General features: G+C 71.3%; 17 protein-coding genes. 10 read left to right on the top strand and 7 right to left on the bottom strand.

What is annotated here, in order from left to right; genetic code table 11:
* Nucleotides 1-4: 4 nt before the first annotated feature.
* Nucleotides 5-2272, bottom strand: coding sequence for a sensor histidine kinase (locus GTY96_RS28400; protein ID WP_143908884.1), 2268 nt, complete (start codon nucleotides 2270-2272; stop codon nucleotides 5-7).
* A gap of 278 nt (nucleotides 2273-2550) precedes the next feature.
* Between GTY96_RS28400 and GTY96_RS28395 the strand changes: the two genes are divergently transcribed.
* The 3 genes from GTY96_RS28395 to GTY96_RS28385 all read left to right on the top strand — a co-directional run bounded on the left by GTY96_RS28395 (nucleotide 2551) and on the right by GTY96_RS28385 (nucleotide 5316).
* On the top strand, nucleotides 2551-2814 hold the full coding sequence (locus GTY96_RS28395) for a hypothetical protein (protein WP_161666362.1): 264 nt from the start codon (nucleotides 2551-2553) through the stop codon (nucleotides 2812-2814).
* A gap of 175 nt (nucleotides 2815-2989) precedes the next feature.
* Nucleotides 2990-4003, top strand: coding sequence for a hypothetical protein (locus tag GTY96_RS28390; protein WP_143908880.1), 1014 nt, complete (start codon nucleotides 2990-2992; stop codon nucleotides 4001-4003).
* Between the two features lie 134 nt (nucleotides 4004-4137).
* Nucleotides 4138-5316 (top strand): trigger factor, encoded by a 1179-nt coding sequence (locus GTY96_RS28385; RefSeq protein ID WP_255442985.1) that lies wholly within the window; start codon nucleotides 4138-4140, stop codon nucleotides 5314-5316.
* Nucleotides 5317-5335: 19 nt separating this feature from the next.
* Here GTY96_RS28385 and GTY96_RS28380 read toward each other — a convergent pair whose 3' ends face one another.
* Nucleotides 5336-5842 carry a hypothetical protein gene (locus GTY96_RS28380; protein ID WP_328701032.1) on the bottom strand — a complete coding sequence of 169 codons (507 nt, stop codon included), beginning with the start codon at nucleotides 5840-5842 and terminating at the stop codon, nucleotides 5336-5338.
* Between the two features lie 215 nt (nucleotides 5843-6057).
* Here GTY96_RS28380 and ppk1 point away from each other — a divergent pair, with 215 nt between their 5' ends.
* Nucleotides 6058-8223, top strand: a complete 2166-nt coding sequence (gene ppk1, locus GTY96_RS28375) for a polyphosphate kinase 1 (protein ID WP_143908879.1) — start codon at nucleotides 6058-6060, stop codon at nucleotides 8221-8223.
* An 82-nt stretch (nucleotides 8224-8305) separates the two neighbouring features.
* Here the strand turns inward: ppk1 and GTY96_RS28370 are convergent, their stop codons facing one another.
* From GTY96_RS28370 to GTY96_RS28360, 3 genes are read right to left on the bottom strand one after another with little or no spacing between them, the layout of a single operon-like run.
* Complete coding sequence (locus GTY96_RS28370) at nucleotides 8306-9448, bottom strand: App1 family protein (RefSeq protein WP_143908877.1); 1143 nt, start codon at nucleotides 9446-9448, stop codon at nucleotides 8306-8308.
* A 32-nt stretch (nucleotides 9449-9480) separates the two neighbouring features.
* On the bottom strand, nucleotides 9481-11331 hold the full coding sequence (locus tag GTY96_RS28365) for a glycoside hydrolase family 15 protein (RefSeq protein ID WP_143908875.1): 1851 nt from the start codon (nucleotides 11329-11331) through the stop codon (nucleotides 9481-9483).
* Entirely contained in the window at nucleotides 11328-12422 is a 1095-nt protein-coding gene (locus tag GTY96_RS28360; RefSeq protein ID WP_143908873.1) for a glucose 1-dehydrogenase, read from the bottom strand. Before GTY96_RS28360 ends, GTY96_RS28365 begins: the two co-directional genes overlap by 4 nt.
* A 224-nt stretch (nucleotides 12423-12646) precedes the next feature.
* Here GTY96_RS28360 and GTY96_RS28355 point away from each other — a divergent pair, with 224 nt between their 5' ends.
* The 4 genes from GTY96_RS28355 to GTY96_RS28340 all read left to right on the top strand — a co-directional run bounded on the left by GTY96_RS28355 (nucleotide 12647) and on the right by GTY96_RS28340 (nucleotide 16110).
* Nucleotides 12647-13192, top strand: coding sequence for a hypothetical protein (locus GTY96_RS28355; protein WP_143908871.1), 546 nt, complete (start codon nucleotides 12647-12649; stop codon nucleotides 13190-13192).
* Nucleotides 13193-13328: 136 nt separating this feature from the next.
* Nucleotides 13329-14246 (top strand): ABC transporter ATP-binding protein, encoded by a 918-nt coding sequence (locus GTY96_RS28350; protein ID WP_143908869.1) that lies wholly within the window; start codon nucleotides 13329-13331, stop codon nucleotides 14244-14246.
* Between the two features lie 15 nt (nucleotides 14247-14261).
* The gene (locus GTY96_RS28345; protein WP_143908867.1) at nucleotides 14262-15020 is read left to right on the top strand and encodes an ABC transporter permease; all 759 of its coding nucleotides are present in this window, start codon (nucleotides 14262-14264) and stop codon (nucleotides 15018-15020) included.
* A gap of 76 nt (nucleotides 15021-15096) precedes the next feature.
* The gene (locus tag GTY96_RS28340; protein WP_143908865.1) at nucleotides 15097-16110 is read left to right on the top strand and encodes an ABC transporter substrate-binding protein; all 1014 of its coding nucleotides are present in this window, start codon (nucleotides 15097-15099) and stop codon (nucleotides 16108-16110) included.
* A gap of 15 nt (nucleotides 16111-16125) precedes the next feature.
* On the opposite strand, the gene GTY96_RS28335 is transcribed toward GTY96_RS28340, so the two are convergent.
* Nucleotides 16126-16380: a hypothetical protein gene (locus GTY96_RS28335; RefSeq protein WP_143908863.1), complete on the bottom strand. Its 255-nt coding sequence runs from the start codon at nucleotides 16378-16380 to the stop codon at nucleotides 16126-16128.
* Nucleotides 16381-16767: 387 nt separating this feature from the next.
* Here GTY96_RS28335 and GTY96_RS28330 point away from each other — a divergent pair, with 387 nt between their 5' ends.
* Nucleotides 16768-17754, top strand: a complete 987-nt coding sequence (locus tag GTY96_RS28330; protein ID WP_143908861.1) for an NYN domain-containing protein — start codon at nucleotides 16768-16770, stop codon at nucleotides 17752-17754.
* A gap of 58 nt (nucleotides 17755-17812) precedes the next feature.
* Here GTY96_RS28330 and GTY96_RS28325 read toward each other — a convergent pair whose 3' ends face one another.
* Nucleotides 17813-19855 (bottom strand): PilZ domain-containing protein, encoded by a 2043-nt coding sequence (locus GTY96_RS28325; protein ID WP_161666361.1) that lies wholly within the window; start codon nucleotides 19853-19855, stop codon nucleotides 17813-17815.
* A 419-nt stretch (nucleotides 19856-20274) separates the two neighbouring features.
* Between GTY96_RS28325 and GTY96_RS28320 the strand changes: the two genes are divergently transcribed.
* A complete protein-coding gene (locus tag GTY96_RS28320) occupies nucleotides 20275-20760 on the top strand; it encodes a YkgJ family cysteine cluster protein (RefSeq protein ID WP_143907468.1) in 486 nt (161 codons plus the stop codon).
* Nucleotides 20761-20876 lie beyond the last annotated feature (116 nt).

Genomic DNA, 20876 nt, shown 5'->3' with positions numbered 1-20876 from the left:
ACGGTCACTGCTGGAGCGGAGGGGAGTCCGCCAGCCCTGGCTCGTCCACGGACCGGGGCACCCGCGGCAGGTCCACGGTGAAGGTGGCGCCATGGCCCGGGACGCTCTCCACTTGGATGACGCCCCCGTGCGCCTCCACCAGCTGGCGGACGATGTAGAGCCCCAGCCCATAGCCGGACTCCGCCTTCGCGGCCCGCTCGCGCTCGAAGCGCTCGAAGACGCGGCGCTGGGCCTCCGGGGCGATGCCCACGCCCTCGTCGCGCACCCGCAGCCGCGAGTGCCCCGCGTCCAGCGCGCTCACCGTCACCGTCACCGGGTGCCCCCGGCCGAACTTCAGCGCGTTGGAGACCAGGTTCGTCACCACCCGGTCCAGGCGGATCCGGTCCCACTGGCCCACCTGCCCGGGCTCCGTCTCCACCCGGAGCTCACAGCCCGCCTGCACGGCCGTCTCCGCGAAGCGGTCCACCACCTCGCGCACCAGCTCGCCCAGGTCCATGGGCGCCGCGTCCAGCAGCCGCTTGCCGGAAGACAGCCGCGACAGGTCCAGGAGGTTGTGCAACAGCTGGCCCAGCCGCTGCGACTGCCCGAGCGCCGCCACCAACCCCTGGCGGACGTCCTCCTGATGACCGGCCGCCTGCGCGCGCCGCAGCTTGTGCAACAGCAGTTGCAACGCATGCAAGGGATTGCCCAGGTCGTGCGCGGTGACGGCGATGAGGTCCACCGCCTCGCGCGCCTCGCGCAGGAGCCGCGTGTTCTCCAGGGCCAGCCCGGCGCGGCCGGCCAGCTCCTCCACCAGCACCTGGTCCACCTGCGTGAAGCGGCGGTGGCCCCGGGCCGTCATCAACACGAACACGCCCAGCGTCTTCGTGCCCGCGCGCAGCGGCACCACCAGCGACGAGCCAATGGCGATGCGCTCTATCAACACGCGGTGCTCGGGGGTCTCCGCGGCGCCCTCCAGGTCCGCCACCTCCACCTCCACGTCCAGCCGCGAGCGCCCGGTGCGCAGCACCTCCCAGACGGGCGGAGGCATGCCCGCGCGCGGAGGGAACCGCCGCAGGGCCTCCCACAGGCTCGCCTCGCGGTCGGGCTGCACGTGCGTCACCGCCCGGGGCCGCAGCTCCCCCGCGGGTGTCAGCAGGTAGAGGATGCAGCCATCCGCCACCTCCGGCACCAGCAGCCGCGCCACCTCCGCCACCGTCAGGTCGGGGTCCAGGGATTGGTGGAAGACGCGGCCGGCCTCCGCGAGCAGCTCCTGCATCCGCTCCGTGCGCCGCTGCTCGGTGATGTCGCGCGTCACCACGGAGAAGCCCTGCGGCTCGCCTTCCTCGTCGCGCAGCGCGGTGAAGGACACCTGCGACCAGAAGCGCGAGCCATCCTTGCGCTGCCGCCAGCCCTCGGTGCGCAGCCGCCCCTCCTGGAGCGCCCGGGCCAGGTCCCGGTCGGCCTGGCCCGCCGCCGCCTCCTCGGAGGTGTAGAAGACGGAGTTCGGGCGGCCGAGGATCTCCGCCTCGCCCCAGCCCTGGATGCGCTCCGCGCCCGGATTCCAGCTGGCCACCCGCCCGCGCGCGTCCAGCAGCACCAGGGCATAGTCGCGCACGCCTTCCACCAGCGCCTGGAAGCGGTGCGCGTTGGCGGCCGCCTCGCGCTTGAGCGGATGCAGCCGGCGGCGCAGCACCCACGCCAGCGCCGCCGCCACGGTCAGGCCCAGCAGGGACGCCACGAGCAGCAGCACCGTCTCCCACCGGTCCGTCATCACCGCCGCCCGGTTCTCCATGGCCAGCTGGGCCTGCACCTCCCACTCCAGCCGGGCCTGCGCCTCCCGCACGCGCGCATGGGCCCGCGTCAGCCGCGCGCGCGCGGCCTGCTCGTCGTTCGTGGGGGGCACGTTCCGCAGGGTGTGCAGGGCCTCCTCGTGCAGCTGCTCGGCGGCGCGCACCTCGTCCACCAGCGCCTGGGCCCCGGGGAGGCTCAGCCGGTCGTGCAGCCGTCCAGCGGTGTCCAGGAAGCGCTTCCGGGCCTCCGCCGTGTCCTGGGAGAGCGTCTGCCCGCCCGCCAGCAGCGCGCTGTTGGCCAGGGACACCTTGTCGCTGAAGGCCCGCCCCAGCTGCTCCACCTCCAGCAGGTCCATGGAGCGCTCCATCACCCGCGTCTGCGAGGAGGCCCGCGCCATCAGGAGGGCGCCCACGGCCACCGCCAGCAGCACGAGCGCCACCGCCAGGCTCGCGCCGAGCCCCCAACCGTCGTCGTGTACGAAGCGTCTGGGACGTGCCATTGGGGGGGTCCCTTCCCCGCCGGACGCCGCCTTCCCCGTGCGCGCCCCCGCGTCCGTTCACGGTGGGGACCCCTGGGCACCGCGCCCACCCCCCTCGCTGGCCCGTCCGGTGTCCACCAGTGCGCGCCTCCCCGCCAGGCGGGGTGGGACATTGACGCCTTTCCGACCGCCAGCGGCCTTCCGGGGCTCGCCGCCGCTTCACGGGCGACAGGCGTGGCCCCACCCTGCCCGGCGGGCCGGAGGTGGAAGTGGGGCTTCAGGGACGGCGGGGACGGGGCATGACGCATGCTGTCAAGCTGGCGGGGTGGGGGACCCTCGTGGGGCTCTGGCTGGCCTGCGGCCAGACGCCACCGTACGACGCCTCCCTGGGCCTGCTGTCGCCCCCCACCTCCGTCTGCCTGCCCATGACGTGCGAGTCCCAGGGCCTGGACTGCGGCTACGCCATCGACGGGTGCGGCGGCACGCTCCACTGCGGCACCTGCGACGACGGCCTCACCTGCGGCGGGGGCGGCGAGCCCAACGTCTGCGCCGCCCCGCCGTGACGGAAACCCCTCTGACGCGGTGAGCCATGTGGCGTGGGTCCATCAGCGCTTGTCTCCCACCTTCTCATCGGGTGTGAGGTGCTACGCAACTGATCGGCGCCCGCCGCGATAATTCCCGCAAGTCGTCCGCATCCTTTTCCATCCATTTCCTCGAACGCCCCCGGGGGAGCCCCACATGAGCCTGATCGACCGCGCCCGCAGTGCCGTCAGCAACACCATCCGCCACGTGCAGCAGGACCCCATCAAGGCGGCGAAGGACATCGGGACGCAGGCGAAGAAGGGCTACGACACCTTCACCAAGGTGAAGACCGCGGTGAAGGACGGCTTCGACAACGTCAAGAGCCTGAAGACGGACGGCTTCAAGGCGACGCTGAAGGGCAACGTCGACAAGCTGGTCGCCAAGGCCACCGACCCGAAGACGAAGCTGGACCTCAAGGGCAAGCTGGGCATCGCCGGCAAGGCCCTGGGCACCATCACCAGCGCCGCGAAGCTGGTTGGCCAGACGGGCACGGCCATCAGCGACGTGCGCAACGCCGTGCGCAGCGGCAGCAGCGAGGACTGGAACAAGGCGCTGGGCTCCGTCGCCACCGCCGGCAAGGGCGCGGTCAGCACCGTCAAGGGCGGTCTGGAGATCGCCCGCGACGTGACCAAGTTCGGCAGCGCCTACAAGGCCGCCAGCGGCGCCTTCAAGGCCGCCGTCCCGGGCGCCGGTCCCAAGCTGGCGCGCGCCGCCGCGGGCGCCGCCGCCAAGGCCGCCTTCGAGGGTGGCACCAGCCAGGCCATCAAGCAGGGCGTGCGCGGCGCGCTGAAGACCGCCGTGAGCGAGAGCGGCGTCGCGCTGAAGGCCGCCACCGGCACCGCGACCCGCGCCGCCGCCAAGGCCGCGCTGAGCGAGGGTGGCAAGGCCGCCGCCAAGGCCGGCGCGACCGCCGCCGCCAAGGCCGCCGGGGGCACCCTGGCCAAGGCCGCGGGCCGCTTCGCCCCGGGCGCCAACATCGCCATCGCCGCCTTCGACACGGCGAACGCGGTCTCCACCCTGCGCGACCCGAACGCCAGCACCACCAAGAAGGTCACGGGCGTCATCACCGCCGTGGGCTCCATCGCCGCCGCCACCAACATCCCGGTGGTCAGCCAGGTGGGCGCCGCCGTCTCCGCCGTCTCCAGCTTCGTCGGCGGCCTGTTCGGCTGAGCCGGTGACGCCTGACCCCGGGCCGTACGCCCGGGGATGTCGCCGGGGGGTCCTTTTCTGGTAGGCACCGTGTGAGACGCTCTCGCTTCCATCCCAACTGGGACCACGGTCGCTACCTGCCAGGAGGCCCTCCGGTGGCCACGAAGAAGAATCCCCCTGAGAAGTCGCCCGTCTCCGCCAAGCCGGCCTCCGCCGCGGCGAAGCCCCCGAAGCCCCCCGCCAGCAAGCCCCCGGAAGCGCCCGCCGTGCAGGTGGAGGCGCCCGTGAGGCAGTTGGTGCAGCGGCTCCCCGTCGCGCCCGGCCTGGGACACCAGGCGGACCTGCCGGACGTGAAGGCCCCCTCGCTGGCGAACCTGAACATCCGGGTTCCGGTGGGCGAGGACCCCACGGAGAACGACCTGCTGGAGCGCTTCCACGAGCTGGCCCGCGCCAAGGCGGAGGCCCGCCCGCGCGCCGAAGGCGAGGCGCTGGCCATGGGCGACGACGTGCAGCTGGACATCCTGGGCTACGCCAACGGCCGCCTCATCCCCATGAGCACGCGCACCGGCTACTGGATGGAGCTGGCGCCCCAGCTGATGCTGCCCGGGTTCTCGGAGGTCATCGCCGAGGCCAGCGTGGGCGACAGCGTGGAGGTGGGCCTCATCCTTCCGGACGACTATCCGGCGGAGCAGCTCCGCGGCATGCCGGCGCGCTTCCTGGTGGACGTGCGCGCCGCGCGCGAGGTGCGCATGCCCGACACGGAGTCGGACGCGTTCCTCAAGCTGCTGGGCCGCGGCACCACGCACGAGGAGGTCATGAGCTCCATCGTGGAGGAGATGGAAGGCGAGATGGCCGACCTGCTCTGGGTGGACGCGCGCAACATGGCCCTGGATGAGATCGTCTCCCGCACCGACGTCACCGTCCCCAAGCCGCTGGTGGACGAGGAGATCCGCCGCCGCTGGCAGCAGTCGGAGGGCGAGGCCCTGGCCCTGAAGTTCTTCAGCCTGGAGGAGCAGCAGGAGGCCCTGGACGGCTGGCTGCACCACCCCGGCATCCGCGACGACGTGGAGCGCCGCCTGAAGATCGCCCTGGTCCTGCGCGCCATCGCGCAGCGGGACAAGCTTCAGCTGTCGCCCCAGACCGCGCTGGAGCTGCTCAAGGAGTCCTCGGAGCCCCTCGGCATCACGGAGGCGCAGCTGCGCGAGTCCATGCTGGACCCCACCGCGTCCGCGCAGATGACCGACGTGGCCTGGCACCTGCTCGCCGTGGAGCACGTGATGACGCAGGCCAAGGTGACCTTCGAGGGCGCCGAGGCCGGGCTCGCCCAGGGCTGAGGCCCCGGGGCCCTGACCCTCAGGGCTGTCCGGCCGGAGCCGAGGGCGCCGCCGGCGGCTGCCCCGGCGCGACGAAGGCGCCCGTCGCGGGGTCGATCTGCCAGGCGGAGTACTGGTGCGTGAGCACGTCGCGCACCTGCCCCTGCTCGTAGCAGACCGAGTACACGACGAAGACCTCGTTCACGAAGTTGGGCCGGCCGTAGCGGTAGCAGTCCTGGTCGCCCTGCTTCTGGAGCGTGAGGGGATTGCCCAGCAGGCCCCCCACCTCCTGGGTGCTCATCCCCGCGCGCACCACCTTGATGCCGTGCGGTGTGACGACGGAGAAGGACGTTCCGTTTGCACGCCAAAGGGTGAAGAAGCCCAGGGCCAGCACCACCGGCACCGCGGCGGCCACGAACCAGGTGAAGGTGAACCGGCCGGACTTCTTCCGGGACCCTTCACGGAAGGCGGTGAACAGGGCGTCCGGCGACGTGTCGTCCGGTCCACCGTCGGGCGCGAACCGCAGGGGGGGATTGGGAGTGCTCACCCCTCCTGAATGCCGCCCACGTCCCCGGGATGCAAGGCCCCGGGCTGCCAGAAAGTCCACAGCTCCCACGCCTCGCCGGTCCCTGCCGTGACCCATCGGGGTGGGATACGCCCGGATGTCCGCTTCCGGGCCGACCACGCGAGTTCACAATCGGCGCGACGCGGGGCTGCTAGAGGGCTCACCCAGAGTCTCATCTCGTCGAGGAGTCACACGTCATGGCGAAGCGCGCCGCCGCGAAGGGCATCACCCAGAAGGTCCTGGAGCGGGATGCCGTCCCGCCGGGGACGGAGATGCCGGACGGCGACCTGTTCTTCAACCGGGAGCTGTCGTGGCTGGCCTTCAACGACCGGGTGCTGCAGCTGGCGGAGGCGTCGGAGGTGCCGCTGATGGAGCGGCTGAAGTTCATCTCCATCTACGCGCGCAACCTGGATGAGTTCTTCATGATCCGCGTGGCCCGGCTGCATGAGCAGATCACCGCGCGCGTGGGCCGGCTGGTGCCGGACGGCGCGTCCCCGGGCGACACGCTGGACAAGCTGCACACGGCCATCCTGGAGCAGGGCCGCCGCCACGCGGACTGCTTCGAGAAGGTGCTGCGCCCGGCGCTGGCGGAGAAGGGCCTGCGCATCCTGTCCATGAAGGAGCTGGACGCGGATCAACGCGCGCAGATGGATCAGCGCTTCCGCGAGCAGATCTTCCCCGTGCTCACGCCCCTGGCCATCGGGCTGGGGCGGCACTTCCCGTACATCTCCAACCTGTCCCTGAGCCTCGCGGTGCTGCTGCGCGACCCGGTGGCGGAGGAGGAGAGCGTGGCGCGGGTGAAGGTGCCCAAGGAGATCCTCCCCCGCTTCGTGCCGCTCAAGGGCGGCACGCTGTTCGTGCCGCTGGAGGAGATCATCGCGCAGCACCTGGGGGACCTGTTCCCCGGCATGGAGGTGCTGGGCTGGAGCCTGTTCCGCGTGACGCGCGACGCGGACTTCACCGTGTCCGAGGACGCGGAGGACCTGCTCAAGGCGGTGGAGACGGAGCTGAGCCAGCGCCGCTTCGGGGACGTCATCCGCCTGGAGGTGCAGGCGGGGATGAACGCGAAGCTGCTGGAGCCGCTGGTGGAGGCGCTGACGCTGGAGCCCCGGCAGGTGTACGAGGAGCACGGCCTGCTGGACCTGGCGGACGTGATGTCGCTGGCGATGACGCCGGGCTTCTCCGAGCTGCGCGACCCGCCGTGGACGCCGGTGACCCAGGCGCGGCTGCGCACGGACAGCGAGTCCCCGGACGGCGGGGGCACGGTGATGTCCGCGATGCGCAGGGGCGACCTGCTGGTGTACCACCCGTACGAATCCTTCACGACGTCGGTGGAGCGCTTCGTGAGCGAGGCGGTGGAGGACCCGGACGTGCTGGCGCTGAAGCAGACGGTGTACCGCACGTCGGACAGCTCCCCGCTGGTGCCCGCGCTCATCCGCGCGACCGAGCACGGCAAGCAGGCGGTGTGCATGGTGGAGCTGAAGGCCCGCTTCGACGAGCGCACCAACATCCGCTGGGCGAACGCGCTGGAAGAGGCGGGCGTGCACGTGGTGTATGGGATTCCCAGCCTGAAGACCCACGCGAAGGCCATCCTCATCGTGCGGCGCGAGGGCGAACGGGTGCGGCACTACGTGCACATCGGCACGGGCAACTACAACCCGAAGACGGCGCGGCTCTACACGGACCTGGGCCTGTTCACCACGGATCCAGACATTGGCGCGGACGTGGCGGACGTCTTCAACTTCCTCACCGGCTTCGGCCGGCCGCGCTCCTTCCGCAAGCTGCTGGTGGCGCCCCTGACCATGCGCGAGGGGCTGCTGGAGGAGATCAAGAAGACCATCGCGGCGCACGCCGCGGAGACGCCGGCGCGCATCCTGATGAAGATGAACGCGCTGGTGGACCCGGGCATCATCCGCGCGCTGTACGACGCGTCCCGCGCGGGCGTGCGCGTGGACCTCAACGTGCGGGGCATCTGCTGCCTGCGGCCAGGGCTGCCGGGCGTGTCGGAGAACATCCGGGTGGTGTCCAACCTGGGCCGCTTCCTGGAGCACCCGCGCATCTACGCCTTCGAGCGGGGCCCCACGTCGCGCTGCTACATCGGCTCCGCGGACCTGATGCCGCGCAACCTGGACCACCGCGTGGAGATCCTCGCGCCGGTGGAGGAGCCCTCCTTGAGCGCCCAGGCGCGCGACGTGGTGGAGCGCTGCATGGTGGACACCAGCGGCGCGTGGGAGCTGGCCTCGGACGGCTCGTGGCGGCGGCGCGCCGCCGCCACGCCCAACGACAAGCGCTCCGCCCAGGGCGAGCTGATGGAGCGCGCCCTCCGGATGGTCCAGATGCAGAGCGGCCGTCCGGTGGCGTGACCGCCCGGCGCTTCGGGGTTCGCCGCGCCTCCGGTTGAACACCGCCACGCGGTGGGCCCGGGGGAGCGGCGCTCGCGAAGCCTCAGCCCCGCTCGCCCAGCGCGCTCCGCGCGACGTCCTCGCGGCGGTGGGCCTCCACCTCCGGCACCTCCTCCCAGCGGATCCACCCGGCGCGGGCCGCGTGCCGCGCGGCGGCCACCGTGTCATCCACGATGACCAGCTCGCTGCCCGCGTCGCGGATCTCCCGGGCGATGGCCTCCATCTCCTGGCCGCGCTGGGAGCTCCCCGGCACGTTGCGGATGTAGACGCAGCGAATGCGGCCCGGGTACTCCCGCACGATGGTGCGGTAGTGCTCCGCGTCCTCCTGCCCGCTGTCCCCAATCAGCACAAACGGCAGATGCGACAGCGTCTCCAGCACGCCCCGGATTTTGTCCAGCTTGTGCCCGTGTCCCCCGCCCGGCGCGAAGCCGTGGCGCGACAGGCCCCAGTCGCGCAGGAGCAGCGGACCAATGGGGATGCGGTGGATGCCCAGGAACTCGTCCAGGTGCTCGTAGAGGTTCCACGGGCTGCTGGAGACGTAGAAGATGGGGTTGTCCGCCGTGCCGCTCGCGCCCGCCTGGAGCGCCGCGTAGAACGCGTCCACGCCCGGGAAGGGCAGCCGCACGCGGTGCTCCGTGAGGAACAGCGCCCACGCGCGCTTGAGCGGATCCCTCACCCCCGTGGCGATGACCGTGTCGTCGATGTCGCTGATGACGCCCAGCTCCGCGCTGGCCCCCGCCACCCGCACCGGCGCCGACACGCGCGGCACCCCTTCCGCCTCCGGCGACAGCAGCTCCAGCTCCACCATGTGCCAGCCGGAGCGCACCCCCGCGGGCGGCGGCACCCACAGCTCCAGGAAGCCCTCCTCGTCCGTGACGCCCTCCCAGCGCTTGTCCCCCCAGCGCACCGCCACGTGCGCGCTGGCGATCTCCCGCGTCATGTAGCGCTTGTAGGAGGCCACGGCGCTGCTCCACAGCGTGTGCCGCTGGCGCGAGGGCTTCACCTTGCGCTCCTCCAGCACGCGCGCCTTGATGACCACGCGCTCCGGGGTGCCATAGCCCCGGTACGGCAGGATGCGCAGCGGCGGGGCGATGCCCAGCCCCTTGCGCACGCGGCGGCTCAGCACGTCGTATTGGGCGTCCGCCTTCACGGCGAAGCGGAACAGCAGCGGGTACAGGTCGGGCATGGCGGGTGCCCCTACTCTACCAGCCCGCTCCCTCAATCGTGGCGGCCCAACGTCCGGTCCAGGTTGTACGCGGCGCTGATGAGCGACAGGTGCGTGAGCGCCTGCGGGAAGTTGCCCATCGCCTCGCCGGACATGCCCGTCTGCTCCGCGTACAGCCCCAGGTGGTTCGCGTAGCCCTGCATCCGTTCGAAGATGAGCCGCGCCTCGTCCAGCAGGTCCGGCCGCACGGGGCTCGCGCGCGTCATCGCCTCCACCAGCCAGAAGCTGCACAGGTTGAAGGTGCCTTCGCTGCCCTCGATCCCATCCAGCTTCTTGTCCGCCTCGTAGCGGAACACCAGGCCGTCCGACGTCAGGCCCCCGTCCCGGGGCGTCTTGCGCAGCATGTCCAGCGTGGAGAGCATCCGCGGATCCACCGGCGACAGGAAGAACACCAGCGGCATCAGGAGGTTGGCCGCGTCCAGCGCGTCGTACCCGTAGGCCTGGATGAAGGCGCCCTTCTTGGCGCTCCAGCCCTTCTCCATGATCTCCTCGAAGATGGCGTCGCGCGTCTTCAGCCACTTGTCGCGGTCCGCAGGCAGGCTGCGCTTGTCCGCGAGCCGGATGGCCCGGTCCACCGCCACCCAGCACATCAGCTTCGAATAGACGAAGTGGCGGCGCGAACCGCGAATCTCCCAGATGCCCTCGTCCTCCGTCCGCCAGAGCTCGCACACCCAGTCCACCAGCCGCCGCAGGTGCTTCCAGAAGTCATAGGAGATGGGCGCCGCGTACTTGTTGGACAGGTACACCGAATCCATCAGCTCGCCGTAGATGTCCAACTGGAGCTGCGCCGCCGCCGCGTTGCCCACGCGCACCGGCCGCGCGCCGCCGTAGCCGCTCAGGTGCAGCAGCTCCTCCTCCTGGGGCACCGGGGTGCCATCCAGGCTGAACATCAGGGGCAGCGGCCCGTCCCCGTTCTCCGCGCAGCGCTTCTCCACCCAGCGCATGAACGCGGCGGCCTCCTCGTTGAAGCCGATGCGGATGAACGCGTAGACGGTGAAGGCCGCGTCCCGCAGCCAGCAGTAGCGGTAGTCCCAGTTGCGCGTCCCCCCCGGTGACTCCGGCAGGCTGCACGTGGGCGCCGCGACAATGGCCCCCGACGGCTCGAACGTCATCAGCTTCAGGGCCAGCGCCGAGCGCTGCACCATCTCCCGCCACCGCCCCGTGTACTTGCACTTCGACAGCCAGTGGCGCCAGTAGTCCACCGTGTCGCGGAAGAGCTTCTCCGCGGAGTCGTGCGTGTGCAGGTGGTGGTGGCAGCCCTCGACGCCGCCCTCGCGCAGGGTGAAGACCGCGGACTGGCTCTCCTTCAGCCGGAAGTGCGCGACGACGCCACGGCCCTCCTTCTTCAGCGGCACGGGCGTGACCAGCTGCATGCTCAGCCCCTTCGACACGAAGGCCGCGCCCCCCTGCACCAGGTGCGTCTCGTGCTCGTCCCGCGCGTAGTTGAACGCCGGGAAGCACTCCATGCGGAAGGCCATCTCCCCGCGCACCACGCGGATGCGCCGGAGCACCTCCCGCCCCTCCGCCTTCGCCCCCCGGCCCAGGGGCATCAGGTCGATGAGCTCCCCCACGCCGTCCGGCGTGTAGAAGCGCGTCACCAGCACGTTGGTGTCCGGCCAGTAGAACTGCCGCTTCATCACCCCATCCGGCTCCGGGGAGACGCGCCAGTACCCGCCCTTCTCCGGGTCCAACAGCGCCGCGAAGATGCTGGGGCTGTCGAAGTGCGGGTAGCACAGCCAGTCGATGGTGCCTTCGTTGCCCACCAGCGCCACCGTGCGCAGGTCGCCAATGATGCCGTGGTCTTCAATGGCCACGCCGCCCTTCAGGTCCACGTTGGGATTCACCGGGCATGCTCCTGGAATGAGATGACGTGTTTGATGCCGTCCTTCGCCTCCACCGCCTTCGCGAACTCCGCTGGCGGATGGCGCTGGGTGATGAGCGCCTCCACCTTGCCGGGCCAGCGGGCGCGGAAGCGGGCCAGGTCCTCCAGCGCCTCGTGGAAGTCGCTGTCCGCCGCGTTCACCGTGCCGAACATCACCCGGTTGCCCAGGACCAGCCGCCCCAGCACCTGTTCGCCGTGCAGCTCCAGCGGCTCCTCGCGCCCGGGCACCCCGGTGAAGATGAGCACGCCGTTCTCCTCCAGCACCTGGAGCGAGTCGAACGCCACCTTCGACGCCCCCGTCGCCTCGTAGATGAGGTCCACGCCGCCCAGCCGCTGCTTCAGCGCGTCCACCGTCACCTCCTTCGACGACACGTACGGCGCGCCCACGGCCTCCGCCGCGGCGGCCTTCTCGTTGGGCTTGGGGCTTCGCGAGTACACGGTCACGTCGTGCCCCGCGCGCATCAGCGCCATGGCGCCCAGCTGCGCCACCGGCCCCGCGCCCAGCACCAGCGCCCTGCCCGGCGTCACCTTCCATGGCAGCCGGCTCTGGATGTGCGCCACCTCGCGCAGCCCCTTCTCCGCGATGGTGAGCGGCTCCGTGAGCACCGCCACGTCGCGCAGGGTGTCGTCCACCCGGTGCAGGTAGGCCGCGTCCTCCACGAAGTGCTCCGAACAGAAGCCGTGCGCGCCCTGGATGCCGCGCTCCGTGTAGTCCCCCGTCACGCAGAAGTCCGGGTGGCCGTGGCGGCACGCCGGACAGCGCGTGTGCGGACAGGGCCTCCGCACCCGGGGCACCACCAGGTCCCCCGGCCTCAGGCCCTGCACGTGCGCGCCCACCTCCATCACCTGGCCCAGGCACTCGTGGCCCGGCACCAGGTGGTCCTCCCCCCGGGGCGCGGCGCCGTGGTGGCCCTTCAGGAGGTCCTGGTCGGTGCCGCACACGCCCACCTCCAGCGTGCGCACCTTGACCTCGGTGGGGGAATGCAGGCGCGGCTCGGGGACCTCGAGCACGCGCACCTCGCGCGAGGGGAACATGACGGCCACGGCCTTCATGGGTGGCGGACTCCTTCTTGGGAAAAGTGCGGCATCCCAGGACAAGGGGTGCGGACTTGGGACCCATGTCGCAAGTGCCCGCCCGCCGCCCCGGGTTTCCCCACCCGGCCCCCCGAGGGGCCCGCCGCTGAACAGCCCGGGACGCCCGCCTGCCCGGAGGGCGACACTCGCGAGCGTGTGAAAGCACTGCCCCCTTCGGACGCGCGGGTCTATAGACGCATGCCGTGCGTGCGCCCCCCGCCCCCCATCGCAGCCGCGCCACCGCCATCGGTGCCACGGCCTTCCTGCTGCTCGCCCTGCCCTTCCTCGTGCTGGGCGTGTTCTTCCTGGGCCAGATGGCCCGCATGGACCTGAGGTGCGAACCCCAGGGCCCGTGCGTGCTCAGCCGCTCCAGTTGGTTGGGGACGGAGGAGGTGGGCCGCTACGCGCCCCAGGACCTCCAGGGCGTGGGCGTGGACCGCAGCCGCAGCGCACGCAAGGGCGCCGCGCCCATCTACCGGCCGCGCCTGGAGACGGCCTCTGGCGCCCAACCGCTCGCCTACCAGTGGACGGAGGACGAGGCGGAGGCCAACGCCTTCGCGGACACCGTGCGGCGCTACCTCGCGGGTCCCCGCACGGACACCCTCGCGGTGTTCCGCGATGACCGCCGCGCGTCGCTGCGCGTGGGAGGCGCCTTCACCGCGGTGGGCCTGGGGGTGCTCGCGCTGAGCCTCTGGCTGCTGTCGCGCACGCTGGCGCACCGCAAGGCGGAGCGGGCGACCGCCGCCTGACAGGGCCCCAGGCCCCACCCCGAAAAGCAGCCGGCCAGGCGGCGCGGGCGTCACCACCTGTCCTACAGTGGAAGGCGCCTGCCCGCTTCCAGGCCCCGCCTGTGCGACCTCGGGGCAGATGAATAGGTTGTGGCGAATGCTTCGACGCCTCATCGAGCGGATGCGGGGCTTGCGCCAGGCGGCGCCCCACCTGCTGCGGCCCGCGAACGTGAACGCGGACCGGGCGAAGATCTCCATCGCCCAGCTGGGCCACCACTACGCCAACAAGGTCGTGGCGCTGAAGGACGTGAACCTCAACGTCCGCTCGGGGGAGTTCGTCTGCCTGCTCGGCCCGTCCGGGTGTGGCAAGTCCACCCTGCTCTACGCGCTGGCGGGCCACGTGGCGCCCACCGGCGGCAGCGTGGCCATTGACGGCAAGCCCATCCACGGCCCCGGGCCGGACCGGCTCCTGATGTTCCAGGAGGCCGCGCTGTTCCCCTGGCTCACCGTGCGCGGCAACATCACCTTCGCGCTGGGGGCCCGGGGCGTCCCTCGCGCCGAGCGCCGCGCGCGCGCGGACACCTTCATCCAGCGCGTGCGCCTGGACGGCTTCGCGGACACGCTGCCGCACCAGCTCTCCGGCGGCATGAAGATGCGCGCCAGCCTCGCGCGGGCGCTCGCGGTGGACCCCACCGTGCTGCTGATGGACGAGCCCTTCGGCGCGCTGGATGCCCAGACGCGCGTGCACATGCAGGAGCTGCTGCAGTCCATCTGGCTGCGCTCCGGCAAGACGGTGGTGTTCGTCACCCACGACGTGCAGGAGGCGCTGATGCTGGGCACCCGCGTGGTGCTGATGGCGCCCCGCCCCGGGCGCGTGGTGGAGGACCTGGAGATCCAACTGCCCATGCCTCGCTCGCTGGAGGACCCGTCCCTGGACGCGATGGCGCGCGACATCCGCCACCGCCTGCGCGCCGTGGAGGGCCCCGGGCTGGACGCCCCGCCCCTGGAGCCCCTGCCCCGCCGCACGCAGACGCCTTCCAGCCTGACGCGTCCCAGCGTCGTGACCGGCCGCTAGGAAGGGGACACCGCCATGCTGAAATGGGCGCAGAAGCTGGGGGTGCTCGCGCTGCTGTTCGCGGCCTGGGAGGCGCTGTCGCGCTCCGGGGTGTGGAACCCGCACCTGTTCCCCGGGCCCGTGGAGGTGGTCAAGACGCTCATCGCCATGGCCCGCGACGGGCAGCTGGGCGGCGCCACGCTGCGCTCGCTGGGCCGGCTGACGCGCGCCTACGTCATCTCCGTGGCCATCGGCGTGCCGCTGGGGCTGCTCATGGCCCGGCTGGCCTTCTTCCGCAACGCGGTGAAGCCGGTGGTGATGGGCCTCCAGGCGCTGCCCTCCATCTGCTGGCTGCCCCTGGCGCTGCTGTGGTTCGGCCTCAACGACGGCGCCATCCTCTTCGTGGTGGTGATGGGCAGCGTGCTGGGCATCGCCATCGCCACCGAGGACGCGGTCAACGGCCTGGACCCGCAGCTGGCGCGCGTGGCCCGGACGCTGGGCGTGCGCGGCTTCCGCTTCTACTTCGGCGTGCTGCTGCCCGGCGCCCTGCCCGGCATCGTCACCGGCCTCAAGCTGGGGTGGAGCTTCGCGTGGCGGGCGCTGCTGGCGGGCGAGCTGCTCTTCGTCTCCGGCGGCCTGGGCCAGCTGCTCACCATGGGCCGCGAGCTGATGGACGTGTCCCAGGTGATGGCGGTGATGCTGGCCATCATCCTGATTGGCATCACCGTGGACCGCGTCCTCTTCCAGACGGTGGAGACGCGGCTGCGCCGGCGCTGGGGCCTGACGGCGGTGTGAGCCCGGAAACGCTTGGTCCCCATGGACGCAACGGACATGGATACCGGACGGGGATTCTCCATTAGCGTGACGCGCCATGTCTCCCTCGCGTCCGCGGCTCCTCCTCCTCGTTGGCCTCTGCGTCCTCCTGACCGGCGTCGCGTCCTGCAAGAAGGACGCGGACTCGGGCGCCAACGCCCCCTTGCGCGTGGCCTTCTTCCCCAACATCACGCACGCGCAGGCGTTGGTGGCGAACTCGGAGGGCCTGTTCGCCTCGCAGCCCGGCATGGGCCACGTGGAGGTGAAGCAGTTCAACGCGGGCCCCGCCGCCATGGAGGCGCTGGTGGCGGGCTCCGTGGACGTGGCCTACGTGGGGCCCGGCCCCGCCATCAACACGTACCTCAAGGCCGGCCGGGAGCTGCGCATCATCGCGGGCGCGGTGAATGACGGCGCGGTGCTGGTGGTGAAGACGGCGAAGAGCCCCGCGGACCTGAAGGGCAAGAAGCTGGCGACGCCGCAGCTGGGCAACACCCAGGACATCGCCCTGCGCCACTGGCTCAAGGCCCAGAAGCTGGGCATCGCCACGGACGCGGGGGGTGACGTGCAGGTGATTCCCATCAGCAACCCGGACATCCTGGCGCAGTACATCCAGGGCGCCATCGAGGGAGCGTGGGTCCCGGAGCCCTGGGGCGCGCGCATGCTCGCCGAAGGGGGCGGGCACATCCTGGTGGACGAGCGCGACCTGTGGCCGGACAGGCGCTTCCCCACCACGGTGGTGGTGACGACGAAGAAGGTGCTGGAGACGCAGCGCCCGCGCATCGCCGCGCTCCTGCGCACGCACGTGCAGCTGACCGAGCGCTGGCGCGCGGACCCGGCGGCCTTCGCCACCGCGACCAACGCCGCCTTCGGCCAGCTCACGCGCAAGCCCCTGCCGGTGCCCGTGCTCCAGGACGCATTCTCCCGCCTGGAGCCGAGCCTGGATCCGGTGCCCTCCGCGCTCGCCACGTCCGCGCGCAACGCGAAGGACCTGGGGTTCATCCCCAGCGACGACATCGCGGGGCTCGTGGACCTGAGCGTCCTGGACGAGGTGCGCGGCAAGAAGCCGGACTGAAGGGCCGGACAGCCGTCAGTCCAGTTTCTCCCCCTGGATGGACAGGGCCACGTTGGTCAGGTTCCCCTGCACCTCATAGAGGGCCACGACCTCCTGCCCATCGCGCGGCATCTTGCGAACCTGGAGGGCGCTCATGTCCAACGGCACGACGGCTCCGGACACGTCCTGGACATACAGGTTGAGACCTTCCCGCTTCACGACGGGCCCGGTGACCTGCTTCACCTTGTCCATGTCCGGGGAGACCTGCCGCACGGACAGGTTCTGGGTCATTTGCGAAGGCGCCGAGCTTGAAACCGTGTGCGGGACGTTCGTCGGGCTGGTCGTGCTCGGCCCCTCGGCGAGATCGGAGGGGCTCGTCGGGCCCTCAGCTCCTTCACTGCTGATGTTCGGTGGCTCCGCCATCGCCACACCCGAAAACAACAAGAGACCGAGCGTTGGTGCGCTCCATGCCACGGCTCGCCATCCCTTGGAGAATCTGCGCATCATCGTTACACCTCCGTGTCCCCGGGGGGCCATCCCCCGGCTCCTCCGAAACGTAGGGTGGGATGCGCGGAATGTTCAGCGGCGGAACACGGGCCGTGCGTGCGGGAGCGGCAACACAGTAGGGTGGAGCACACGCGAGCCAAGGACCGCTCGCAAACGAATACGAGGCACCTTTTGGCTGGACGTACCGACGAGCAGCACCGCATCGCCCTTTTCATCGACTTCGAGAACCTGGTCACCAACACCGGCATCAGCGCCAACCAGTTCGACCTGCAGCCCGCGCTGGACCAGCTGTTGGAGCAGGGCAAGGTGGTCTTCCGCCGCGCCTACTGCAACTGGTCGCGCTTCGAGGACGCGAAGCAGCGCCTGCACGACGTGGGCGTGGAGCTGGTGGACGTGCCCCCCTCCACCCGCGCGGGCAAGAACAGCGCGGACATGCGCCTGGTCATCGACGCGCTGGAGCTGTGCTACGCGCGCGAGCAGATCGACACCTTCGTCATCGCCTCCGGCGACAGCGACTTCTGCCCCCTCGCGTACAAGCTGCGTGAGAATGGCCGCACCGTCATTGGCCTCGCCGTGAGGGAGGCCAGCTCGCAGATGTTCGTGAAGGCGTGCGACCAGTTCATCTACATGCGGCCCAAGCACCGCGGTGAGTCCTCGCACAAGGACAAGGACCACGGCGGCCGGGGCGCCAAGGGTGACGACGCCAAGGGCGGCAAGCGGGGCGGCAAGGGCCACGACAAGGGCCATGATTCCAAGGCCTCCGGCAAGGAGGCCGCCGAGTCCAAGGGCGGCAAGCCCAAGGCGGAGGTGCCCGCCATCGCGCGCGAGGTGGTGCTGAGCCTGCTGCGCCGCGCGACCGGCCCGCTCAACCCGTCGCTCGTCAAGGAGACCATCGTCCGCAAGGAGCCCGACTTCGACGAGCGCGACCACGGCTTCTCCACCTTCGCGCGTCTGCTGGAGGCGCTGGAGCAGGAGGGCCTGCTCCGCCGCATCCAGCAGGGCCGCCAGGGCTACATCGTGGGCCCGGACTCGGACTTCGGCGCGCCGGCCCGCGACGCGAAGGGCGGCAAGGGACGGGCCCCCAAGGCGCCCGTCGCCGTGGAGGAGGAGGACGAGGAGCTGGAGTCCTATCCGGACCCCGAGGACGAGGGCCTCTAGGCCTTCCAGCGGCACCGGGCCGGGTTGCCTCGGCCGGCCCGGGCCGCGCGCCTCTGCGTCACGCGGCGCGCGGCGTGGTGGATTCGCAGAGGTGCTCCAGGAACTCCGGCAGCAGGCGCGCGGACATCACCCACAGCTTGCCGTCGCCCAGGTCCGCCAGCGACACGCGCTCCGCGTACTCCACGCAGGTGGCCTCCACGTAGTGGACGAACACCTTGCGGTCGCGGGCGCGGTACCACTCCGCCGCGCGGCCCAGCAGCGCCACGAACGCGTCCTGCACCTCCGGGCTCGCGTCGTCCGCGAGCGGCACCAGGCGCACGCCATCCAGCACGTTGAAAAGGTTGAGCCCCGGCTGCGCGGACTCGAACACCGCGAACGCCACGGCGCGGCCCTGGTGACGGGCCACCACCAGCTCGCGCTCGCGGGACAGGCCCGCCTCCCCCCAGCCGGTGCGCATGGTGCGCAGGTCGAAGCGCTCGGGCACCAGGTCCAGCGCCTCCCGGTAGGCCTCCGGGCGGGTGTGGGCCACCCGCGCGAAGAACGCCGCGCGCTCCTCGGCGGTGGGCGCGTCCAGGGCGATATTCGCGGGCGCCTGCCAGACCGAGTCCACCTCCCCTTCCATCAGGCGGAAGGGCACGAGGCACGTCTGGCCGGTGTGCGCGTACCAGGTGGCGAAGTCGAACTTGGTGTAGCGCACCCAGCGCACGTTCGCCTCGCAGTAGGCGAAGAACCACTTCACCTCCGGATCCACCTGCGTGGGCTCGTAGCCGCGCAGGTAGATGTCGCGCAGGGCCTCGCGCGCGGTGGAGCGGCTGCCCGGGGGCTGGTGCCGCGCCAGCTGGTGGGCCATCCAGCTGCCCGCGTAGGGCTTGAGCACGGACAGCGTGGCCTCCACGCCTTCGTCCGCGGGGCGCACCACGCGGTAGCCCAGGAGCGGCGCCTCCTGGAGCTTGTTCTGGGTCCGGTCGAACTGGTCGCGCAGGCTGGTGAACTTCTCCGGCTCCTTGCCCGGCAGGCGGAAGTAGCCGGACCGTTCGAAGAGCTTCCAGGTGGAGTCGTTCCAGTCGCCGTCCACCTTCGTGGAGGGGTGGGCCTGGGCCTCCACCAGCGCGCGCCACGCGCGGGCGCCCTCCGCGTCCAGGGGCCGGACGCTCACGCCGCAGCGGCGGCCGTTGGGCGTGCTGGAGATGTTGCGCACCTCCGCGCGCAGCCGCACCGGCAGGTGGTCATCCATGCCCACTTCGATGACCGGCAGGCGCAGGCCCGGATACATCAGGTCCTCGCCAGGCTCCGTGAGGAAGGACAGGCCTTCGTAGGAGACATCCAGCAGGCCGCGGCGCACGTGCACCTGGGGCCAGAGCGGATGGTCGAAGTCCAGCGTGCACGACGCGCTGGCCTGCGTGCGGCGCAGCCAGCGGTGGCGGAAGCGCACGAGCGACGTGGGTGAAGGCATCACCAGCAGGCCGCCCTCCATGCGCGCCTGGTCCATCTGGAAGTGCACCACGCTGGAATAGCCGAAGGCCTCCAGGGTGAAGGGGCCCGGGGGAAGCGCGCCGTGCAGGTGCCAGCCGAACAGGTCCTGCAGCGGTTCGTGGAAGGCGGCGGTGACCTGCGCCACGGCCTGGCCGTCCTGGGAGCGCAGGACGCCGCGGGCCTGGCGCGAGGCGAGCGCCTCGCAGATGCGCGCCACGCGCTCCGGGTGGTCAATCTGCTCGCGCCACACGGGCCGTGTCTCCGGCGTGAGGAGCAGGCCGTTGTCGCGCAGCGACTCCAGCAGGCCCACGATGCGGCGGCCGGCATCCAGGGGCGGCGCGACGAAGCGCAGGCTGACCTCCGGCCGCGCGGCGTTGACGCCAATCACCTCCGCGTCGAGCGCGGTGGCCCACCGCTCGCCTTCACCCACCACCACCGACGCCGCCTGCCCCTTGCGAGGCACCGTGCGCGACTCCAGGTGGAGCGTTAGATGCTCCAGGGACAGCTGCACCAGACGCCCGGGGGAGAAGTCCGCGCCAAAAGAAGCCGCCGCGCTCAACTCCGTCCCCACCCGATATCCGAGGAGGGCTTCGCGGCCGGCCGGCGCGTCGTGAGTGTCCGTGTGCATGGGGGGCTCCCTGAGGTGCTACGGGGCATGATTCTACGACGTCCGAAGAAACAGTGCTCTCCCCAGTTACGCGCGACCCGGGGAACTCGGATTCCCACAGAGTGGAGATCATTCACCCCTTCTGCACTCGGACCTACGGGCCGTGTCCGTGGACGTCCTTTGGACTGTCACGCACTGGCTTCTCACGCGCGGAGAATTTCTTTCTCGGACAGGCGCATGGCCTTTTGAGACAGGTGCGGCTGGCTCCAGCCCCTCGGGTCACACGTCACCCACGAAGTCAGGGGGCCTCCGACACATGGAACACGGCGGGACATGTCGCATGTCGGCTGGTGAGACATGGCTTGCCTTGGGGGGTGGAAGTCGGCGCGTACACCCGTGGGGGATGACTCGTGGCCCTCGGGACGTTATCCCGGGTGGCCATGTCCTCCTTGTCCACCCTCTGCCTCCACTGCGGCATGTGCTGTGACGGCACGCTCTTCACGCAGGTCCCGCTCCAGGCGGGGGAGGCGGAGGTGCTGCGCCAGCGCGGTCTGCCGCTGGCGGTGCGGGAGGACGGCGCCCCGGTGTTGGCCCAGCGCTGCGCCGCGTTGGACGGCTTGTGCTGCACGGTCTACGAGGCGCGTCCGGAGGCGTGCCGCCGCTACCGCTGCCAGCTGTTCAACGCGCTCGCGGAGGGAGAGGTGTCCCTGGAGGAGGCGAAGGGCGTGGTGGACACGGCTCACGCGAAGGTGGCGGCGGTGGGCCGCACGCTGGCTTCCCCTGGGAGCGGGCCGGGCAGCGTGATGCGGCAGGCGAGGACCGGCGCGGCGGAGCTGTCGCTGTCAGGGGAGGCCCGCGAGGCGCTGGCGCACGCGGAGGTGTACCTGGACCGCCACTTCCGGGGGCGGTTCCGGCGTTCGGGGTGAGTCACACCGGGGCGCTCATGCGGAGCACGTTGCGTGTGCCACAGGTGGCACAGACCAGGTGTCGCTCCATCATCGACGGGTCCCCGGAGAACGGGACGTCGTGGACCGTGAGCAGG

It is taken from the genome of Corallococcus silvisoli, assembly GCF_009909145.1.
Classification (GTDB): domain Bacteria; phylum Myxococcota; class Myxococcia; order Myxococcales; family Myxococcaceae; genus Corallococcus; species Corallococcus silvisoli.
This window is presented reverse-complemented; position numbering and strand designations above follow the sequence as displayed.

What these genes read in the sequence shown, in the direction of transcription:
- GTY96_RS28400 (WP_143908884.1), bottom strand. Translation starts at nt 2,272, where the DNA reads ATGGCACGTCCCAGACGCTTCGTACACGACGACGGTTGGGGGCTCGGC.
- GTY96_RS28395 (WP_161666362.1), top strand. Translation starts at nt 2,551, where the DNA reads ATGACGCATGCTGTCAAGCTGGCGGGGTGGGGGACCCTCGTGGGGCTC.
- GTY96_RS28390 (WP_143908880.1), top strand. Translation starts at nt 2,990, where the DNA reads ATGAGCCTGATCGACCGCGCCCGCAGTGCCGTCAGCAACACCATCCGC.
- ppk1 (WP_143908879.1), top strand. Translation starts at nt 6,058, where the DNA reads ATGGCGAAGCGCGCCGCCGCGAAGGGCATCACCCAGAAGGTCCTGGAG.
- GTY96_RS28370 (WP_143908877.1), bottom strand. Translation starts at nt 9,448, where the DNA reads ATGCCCGACCTGTACCCGCTGCTGTTCCGCTTCGCCGTGAAGGCGGAC.
- GTY96_RS28360 (WP_143908873.1), bottom strand. Translation starts at nt 12,422, where the DNA reads ATGAAGGCCGTGGCCGTCATGTTCCCCTCGCGCGAGGTGCGCGTGCTC.
- GTY96_RS28350 (WP_143908869.1), top strand. Translation starts at nt 13,329, where the DNA reads ATGCTTCGACGCCTCATCGAGCGGATGCGGGGCTTGCGCCAGGCGGCG.
- GTY96_RS28345 (WP_143908867.1), top strand. Translation starts at nt 14,262, where the DNA reads ATGCTGAAATGGGCGCAGAAGCTGGGGGTGCTCGCGCTGCTGTTCGCG.
- GTY96_RS28340 (WP_143908865.1), top strand. Translation starts at nt 15,097, where the DNA reads ATGTCTCCCTCGCGTCCGCGGCTCCTCCTCCTCGTTGGCCTCTGCGTC.
- GTY96_RS28335 (WP_143908863.1), bottom strand. Translation starts at nt 16,380, where the DNA reads ATGACCCAGAACCTGTCCGTGCGGCAGGTCTCCCCGGACATGGACAAG.
- GTY96_RS28325 (WP_161666361.1), bottom strand. Translation starts at nt 19,855, where the DNA reads ATGCACACGGACACTCACGACGCGCCGGCCGGCCGCGAAGCCCTCCTC.
- GTY96_RS28320 (WP_143907468.1), top strand. Translation starts at nt 20,275, where the DNA reads ATGTCCTCCTTGTCCACCCTCTGCCTCCACTGCGGCATGTGCTGTGAC.